The organism is uncultured Butyricimonas sp., from assembly GCF_959596855.1.
Lineage (GTDB): Bacteria > Bacteroidota > Bacteroidia > Bacteroidales > Marinifilaceae > Butyricimonas > Butyricimonas muris.
In genome coordinates this window covers 22,324-29,881 of sequence record NZ_CAUFYA010000058.1, presented here as the reverse complement: position 1 = coordinate 29,881, position 7,558 = coordinate 22,324, and the positions used below count along the sequence as shown (strand labels likewise).

Sequence of the window (7,558 nt, the reverse complement as noted above, 5' to 3'; positions counted from 1 at the left end):
CCCGCGACCCCATGCGTGACAGGCATGTATTCTAACCAGCTGAACTACCGAACCTTTTTTTGCATCAAACAACCGCTGTTGTTCTCAATTGCGGTGCAAAGATAGGTAGTTTTTCTTATTCTGCAACATTTTGATGCCGAAAAATAGAAAAAAAATGCGATTTCACTAAAGTTTGAGCGTTTCGGAACGCTTATGGATAAAGGAATACAGGATATTCTTGTTGAGAATGAAATGGTTAAATGTAAAAGTGATAAATCAGCTCTAAAATTTCAGTTTCAGTGATTGGAGTTTAAATTTTTCCTTATATTTGTGCCTTATAATAATTGTCAAATTTAAATTAACTTATAAGATAATGAACGTACCTGCAGAATTAAAGTACACTAAAGAACACGAATGGATTCGTGTTGAAGGTGAAGAAGCATATGTTGGTATTACTGACTATGCACAAAGTCAATTAGGTGATATCGTGTTTGTTGAGGTTGAAACAGAAGGTGATGAGCTGGAAGCTGGTGATACTTTCGGAACTATCGAGGCTGTAAAGACCGTATCAGACTTGTATTTGCCTGTTTCCGGAGAAGTTTTGGAATTTAACTCAGAACTGGAAGACCAACCTGATTTGGTAAATAAAGACCCGTATGGAAAGGGTTGGATTATCAAAATAAAGATTAGTGACGAAGCACAATTAGACGGTTTGTTGAGCGCTGACGCTTATAAGGCATCTATCTAATTTTTTTGATAAGACAAGGACTGTATGCGTTATCTCTTTCGGGGTAATGGATACAGTCTTTTTTTATTTCGTGATTTGATGATTTATGATTTTAACGGTTGAAGGTTGAGTTGGTAATGTGTGACATTTTCAATTTTCAATTTTCAATTTTCAATTGCTTGTTATGACTTTAATAAAATCTATATCCGGTATTCGCGGCACGGTTGGGGGACAACCGGGAGATAATCTCACCCCGTTGGATATCGTGAAATTTGTTTCCGCGTATGCCACTTGGCTAAAAATCGGTGCCGGGAAAGAGAAGGCAAAGATAGTGTTAGGACGCGATGCCCGTATTTCCGGTGATATGTACGCAAAACTCGTGGAAGCCACTTTGTGCGGCTTGGGGCATGACGTGGTGAATATCGGGTTGGCGACCACGCCGACAACGGAAATTGCCGTGACGGCTGAAGGGGCTGACGGGGGAATTATCTTGACTGCGAGCCATAACCCGAAACAATGGAATGCTTTGAAATTGTTGAATAACCGGGGTGAATTTTTGTCTGCCGAGGATGGGGCACAAATTCTTCAGATGGCAGAAAAAGAGTCGTTCGAGTATGCCGAGGTGGATGATTTGGGAACGGTTACTTGTAAAGATTACACGGACTACCATATCCGGCACGTGCTGGATTTGAAATTAGTAAATCCGGAAGCTATTGCCAAAGCTAACTTGAAAGTGGTGGTAGATGCCGTGAATTCGGTCGGGGGAACGGTGATTCCCGCTTTGTTACGTGCCTTGGGCGTGAAAGAAGTGGTGGAATTGAATTGTGAACCTACCGGGCATTTCAGTCATAATCCGGAACCGATACCGGAGAATCTGACCCAGATATCGGAAAAGATCAAAGAATGTGGTGCAGACCTTGGAATTGTGGTAGACCCGGATGTGGATCGTCTCGCGTTGGTTTGCGAGAACGGGGAGATGTTCGTGGAGGAGTACACGCTGGTTGCTGTTGCCGATTACGTGTTGAAGCATACTCCCGGAAACACGGTATCCAATCTCTCTTCTTCCCGTGCGTTGCGTGACGTGACGCTGGCTCACGGGCAGAGTTACAGTGCTGCTGCTGTTGGGGAAGTGAACGTGGTCGCCAAAATGAAAGAAACACATACCGTGATCGGTGGTGAGGGTAACGGAGGAGTCATTTACCCGGAAAGTCATTACGGACGTGATGCCTTGGTGGGTGTTGGTCTGTTCCTTTCTCATTTCGTGGCGGAGGGAAAGACAATGACAGCATTGAAGGCTACCTACCCCCAATATTTTATCTCCAAGAATAAATTGACTCTTTCTCCCGACATGAATGTCGATAAGATACTGGAAGGGTTGAAGCAAAAATACGCTTCGGAAGAGATTACCGATATTGATGGCGTGAAAATCGATTTCAAGGACGGGTGGGTACATTTGCGGAAGTCTAATACGGAACCGATTATCCGTATTTATTCCGAGTCGAAAGACGAGGCTGCCGCCAATCAATTGGCAGAAGAAGTGATAAAGGTTGCACAGAGTTTGTGCTAATAGGAAATCTTTTAATCTCGAATTGCCGGAGGAAGTGTTTGTTGGGAATATTTTATTGATATTAGTACCGTAATCCGGATTATTTTTTTGTCTATTTAGATGTTAATATGCTGAATGATTGCATGAAAAAATATTTCACGGTTGCGGTACACAATATCGTTAAACTATGTATGTTTGTATTGTTTTAAATACAAAAACAAACCATGATAAAGGAGAGATTCTGAGCGAATCTGGCAATTATGAAAACAAGTATAAGCGATTTACCCCGATCGGAGAGTCAGGGAAATGAGTTCTTAATGTTACGGAAGAAAGCGCATGAAGTGAGGATAGAAGGGGACGGATTTGTCGTGCGCGAATGGCGGTTCTCGGATTGCGATTCATTAGCCGAGAATGCCAACAATGAAAAGATCTGGAATAACGTGATGGATCACTTTCCGCATCCATACACGAAACAAGATGCTTTTGATTATATCAGTATGGTTCATGTTTTACCTGCCCCACCGACACGGTTTGCCATTGAGGTAGACGGAAAGGCGGTAGGAAGTATCGGGTTCGGTTCCGAGGGTGACATTGAACGTGTGACCGCCGAGATCGGTTATTGGCTGGGCGAGCCTTACTGGGGAAGAGGTATTATGCACAAGGTTGTGGCTGCCGTTACCCGATACGCCTTTGAAACCTTTGGTTATCAGAAACTATACGCCCTCGTGTTCGATTACAATCCCGGTTCTATGCGGGTATTGGAAAAAGCAGGCTACAAACTGGAAGCAGTTCTGCACAAAGCCGCTGTTAAAAATGGCAAGGTGATCGATTTCTACTATTACAGTGTTATGAGAGAAGATTGATATAGGTCTGTAAAGTCCATAAGGCCCATAAAGTCCATAAGGTCACGGGTGTCCTGCGGACAAAGTTTATTGATAGCTTATGCTATCATGATTAAACATCCTACGTACCTTATAGACTTTACAGACCTTATGAACTAAGCGAAGCTTACTATAGCCCTTCTTTTGCTCTTTTGCGCTTGTCGAGTGCTATACCTACGATTCTGCTTCGAAGACAGTAGTTCTTTAAGGTGGGGAATGTTTTTTGACTCGTCAATTTGAAAAAAAGTAGACTAGATATAATGCATTATTGTAATATATTTATTTAATTTGTGAAATTAACGGTGTATGTATGAAAAGGGCAGAGGAAATATTAGCGGCGTTGAAAAACGGCGAAGAAAAAGCATTCAAGACTTTTTTCTCGGAATATCATGACGTGTTGGTCTTGTATGCCACGAATATTCTAAAAGATGTCGATGCGGCAGAGGATGTCGTGCAGGACTGTTTCATGAATGTTTGGGAAAACTCTCTTTATGACAACCTTTCTAACGGTTTGGATAAATACATGTTCCATTTGGTCAAGAATGCTGCCTTGAACGAGCTGCGGGGCAGCAAACGCAGAGAAGCTCGTCATGAAAAAATGATGGCAGAAATGCCTGTGGTGGAAATGATGAAAGAAGACGAGCAGACTGAAATAGATATTTTATACACCACGATTAATCAACTTCCCCCGGAACGCCGTCGTATTTTTATGATGGTGTGTGCCGAAGGAAAAAAATATCAGGAAGTTGCCGACCAACTACAAATCAGCATTAATACCGTCCGCACTCAATTGATGCGTTCTTTAAAATTTCTACGTGAAAAATTGAAAGAGCAAATGTTTTCAATATTACTGTTTTGTTGGAAGAAAGTGAAGATTAGGTTTTAGTAGAGTCTTTTAAAATATGTCTGTATGGATATATTTGTAAGATACTTTCCGTATCTTTGTTTCATAATGAGATAATAAATGAGAAAGGAGACTATGATATGACAGCGAGGATTTATCCTATCGGTATTCAAAATTTCGAAAAACTTCGGGGTGACGGTTATGTCTACGTGGACAAGACGTCACAAATGTACCAAATGGTGAAAACCGGCAGTTATTATTTTCTCAGTCGTCCGCGTCGTTTTGGTAAGAGTTTATTATTATCTACTTTAAAGGCTTATTTCGAAGGAAAGAAGGAACTTTTTGCAGGGTTGGCTGTTGAGCGGTTGGAGAAGGAGTGGAACCGGTATCCTATTCTATATTTAGATCTTAATATAGAGAGGTATGATATACCCGGGAGTTTGGATAATATATTGAATGACACGTTGAAACAATGGGAAAGTATTTATGGTAGCCGTCCCTCTGAAACCTCTTTTTCTTTACGTTTTGCCGGTGTTATTCGCCGGGCTCACGAGCAGACTGGGCAACGTGTTGTTATTCTTGTCGATGAATATGACAAGCCTATGCTACAGGCTATTGGTGATGAAGAATTGCAAAAAGAATTTCGTTCGACGTTAAAACCTTTCTATGGAGCGCTCAAGACAATGGATGGCAGTATTAAGTTTGCCATGTTGACTGGTGTGACTAAGTTTGGGAAAGTCAGTGTATTCAGTGATCTGAATAACTTGAAAGATATTTCTATGGACGGGCGTTACATTGATATTTGTGGTATTAACGAACAGGAATTGTATAGCTATTTTGAAGATGATATTCGTCTTTTAGCCGCTGCACAAAATATGACCTATGATGAGGCGTGTGCCGAGTTAAAGGAATGTTATGACGGGTATCATTTTGAAGAAAATACTCCCGGTATCTATAATCCTTTTAGTTTGCTCAATACGCTTGATAAACGGAAATTCGGTAGGTATTGGTTTGAAACGGGTACTCCTTCTTATCTTGTGGAATTGCTTCGTAAGCATCACTATGACCTTTATCGTATGGCCCACGAGGAAACGAATGCTGATGTGTTGAATAGTGTAGACTCAACTTCTACGAACCCGATTCCGGTTATATACCAGAGTGGATATTTGACAATAAAGGGATATGATAAGGAATTTGGAATTTACCGTTTAGGTTTTCCTAATCGAGAAGTGGAAGAGGGGTTTGTAAGTTATTTAATGCCTTTCTATACTGATGTGGATAAGGTAGAATCGCCTTTTGAAATTCAGCGATTCGTGCGTGAAGTACGTGAAGGTGATATTGATGCCTTTTTCCGGCGTTTGCAAAGTTTTTTCGCGGATATTCCTTATGAATTGACTCAAAAACGAGAGATTGAACGCCATTACCAGAACGTGTTGTTTATCGTTTTTAAGCTTGTAGGCTTTTATGTCAAAGCAGAGTATCATACAAGTGAAGGGCGAGTGGATCTAGTGCTTCAAACAGACCGTTTTATCTATATAATGGAATTTAAACTTGACGGTACGGCAGAAGAGGCTCTTCAGCAGATTCGTGATAAACATTATGCAGATCCTTTTCTCGCTGATCGGCGAAAACTTTTCCGGGTAGGGGTTAATTTCAGTGACCAAACTCGCAATATCGAGCGTTGGCTTGTTGAATAGGGAAAGTTATCTGTTTTCAGAACGAGGGGCTTCTTTGCGATATTTGGCGTGAAAGAAATTTATGCTTGACATTGTTCTATATCTAATAAATCATTAAACACGTTGTTTGTCTCTGCTAATAGATTATTTAAAAAATTATTATCAGAAGGAAGTCCTCTTACAAATTTTAGTTTAGAAGCAATACCATTATCTTTAATCTCATATATATTTAAATCTGAAGATTTGACATAGGAAGTTTCGGGAATGATTTTAGATAGTTGCTTCTTGATATTTTCATTACCTTGAGAAAGTTCAAATATTTGATTTGCTTTAATAGCCAATGTTAAATAGTTAATAAGGTAAGGACTATGTTTTGGCACATAATTTTAAAATGCTTGATTTTCGAACAAAATTAGGAAAAATATTTGACTCTATTTGCTACAAGAATGGATTTCAAGACTTTTTTCTCGGAATATCATGACGTGTTGGTTTTGTGTGCCACGAATATTCTAAAAGATTTCTTACGAAAGCACTTTTTCAAAAAAAATGAATATTCCTGTCACATGATTTGAGGGGTGGTGGTGTTATAGTAGAAAATAGTGATTATGGAAGATGAGATTTTTAAAATTATTGCGGCGGAGATGGCGGGAGAGAAGGTGACAGAAGAGGAGAGAGGAAAGGTGGAGAGGTGGCGGGTAGAGAAGGAGGAGAACGAGAGGGTGTATAGGATGGTGGTGGGAGAATTGGGAGAGGTGGTGAGGTTGGTGAAGGCGAAGGGAGGATTGGATGAGAAAGGGGCGTATGTGAGGTTGGAAGAGGAGATGCGGAGGAGAATAGTAGAAAGGAGTGGGAAAAGAGAAAGTGGAAGAGGGAAAGCGAGAAGGATGGCGTGGTGGAGATACGGGGCGAGTGTGGCTGGGGTGTTGTTGATGTTGGGAGTCGGGATGATGATGTGGATGAAGTCAGGAGGAGATGGAGAAAAGGTGACGGAGGAGCGGATTGTGCCGGGAAGTGGGCAGGTGATGTTGACATTAGGGCGGGGTGAGGTGGTGCCGTTGAAACGGGACACGAATGAGCTGATCGTGGCGGATACGGCATTACGGATTATGAATGAACGGAATACGCTGGTGTACACGAAGGTTGAAAGCAAGGGGAAAGCGGAGGATGTGGTGCACAACACGTTGACGGTTCCGGTAAGTGGGGAATATTGTCTTGTTTTGGCTGACGGGACAAAGGTGTTTTTGAATTCCGGTTCAGAGATTCGTTATCCGGCGATGTTTAGAGGAAAGCGACGGGAGGTTTTTCTGAAAGGCGAAGCGTGGTTTGAAGTGGCGAAAGACAGTACACGGGGATTTTGGGTACACGCGGGAGAAATGAATGTAAAAGTGTTGGGAACTTCTTTTAACGTGAAAGCCTACGAGAAATTGGGAACTGTGGCAACGACTCTTGTTGAAGGGTGCGTGGAGATTGTATGTGAAGGGAAAAACTTTCGAATTGTGCCGGGAGAGCAGTTCGTGTATGATAAAGATAGTAGGGAGTCGGACGTGAGGGAAGTGGATACTGAATTATATACTTCATGGAAAGATGGGTATTATAAGTTCCGGCAGGCGGCTTTGGAAGAGATTATGACGACACTTTCGGTGTGGTACGGGTTGAACGTGTTTTATCAGAATGAGGATGCGAAGCACATAGAGTTCACTGGAAAAGTGAAACGGTACGAGGATGTCCGGAACTTGTTGAATAAGTTCGAGCAAACGGAAAATGTGGTGTTTGATATAAAAGGAAACAACGTTGTTATTAGAGTAAAATAAAAAAAGCTGTTCGCATGGACGTGGAACAGCTTTTAGTTAAAGCATGAAGGCAAGAATGTGGTTATTTAGCCAACATGCAAAGTAGAATTTTCAA

Annotated in this window: 7 protein-coding genes; 6 read left to right on the top strand and 1 reads right to left on the bottom strand. The window is 41.5% G+C overall.

The features are described 5' to 3' along the window. Positions 1 to 352 precede the first annotated feature (352 nt). The 5 genes from gcvH (at position 353) to Q5866_RS18580 (ending at position 5,674) form a co-directional block, all read left to right on the top strand. Entirely contained in the window at positions 353 to 727 is a 375-nt protein-coding gene (gene gcvH, locus Q5866_RS18600) for a glycine cleavage system protein GcvH (RefSeq protein WP_099292104.1), read from the top strand. 163 nt (positions 728 to 890) lie between these two features. Further along, positions 891 to 2,273: a phosphoglucosamine mutase gene (glmM, locus tag Q5866_RS18595; protein ID WP_186975138.1), complete on the top strand. Its 1,383-nt coding sequence runs from the start codon at positions 891 to 893 to the stop codon at positions 2,271 to 2,273. A gap of 239 nt (positions 2,274 to 2,512) precedes the next feature. After that, positions 2,513 to 3,115 (top strand): GNAT family N-acetyltransferase, encoded by a 603-nt coding sequence (locus tag Q5866_RS18590; RefSeq protein ID WP_255469427.1) that lies wholly within the window; start codon positions 2,513 to 2,515, stop codon positions 3,113 to 3,115. 328 nt (positions 3,116 to 3,443) lie between these two features. After that, entirely contained in the window at positions 3,444 to 4,019 is a 576-nt protein-coding gene (locus tag Q5866_RS18585; RefSeq protein WP_099292130.1) for an RNA polymerase sigma-70 factor, read from the top strand. Between the two features lie 98 nt (positions 4,020 to 4,117). After that, positions 4,118 to 5,674, top strand: coding sequence for an ATP-binding protein (locus tag Q5866_RS18580; protein ID WP_303181778.1), 1,557 nt, complete (start codon positions 4,118 to 4,120; stop codon positions 5,672 to 5,674). 59 nt (positions 5,675 to 5,733) lie between these two features. Here Q5866_RS18580 and Q5866_RS18575 read toward each other — a convergent pair whose 3' ends face one another. Next, on the bottom strand, positions 5,734 to 5,994 hold the full coding sequence (locus tag Q5866_RS18575; protein ID WP_186975157.1) for a hypothetical protein: 261 nt from the start codon (positions 5,992 to 5,994) through the stop codon (positions 5,734 to 5,736). 264 nt (positions 5,995 to 6,258) lie between these two features. Between Q5866_RS18575 and Q5866_RS18570 the strand changes: the two genes are divergently transcribed. Further along, positions 6,259 to 7,464 (top strand): FecR family protein, encoded by a 1,206-nt coding sequence (locus Q5866_RS18570; RefSeq protein WP_099292133.1) that lies wholly within the window; start codon positions 6,259 to 6,261, stop codon positions 7,462 to 7,464. Positions 7,465 to 7,558 lie beyond the last annotated feature (94 nt).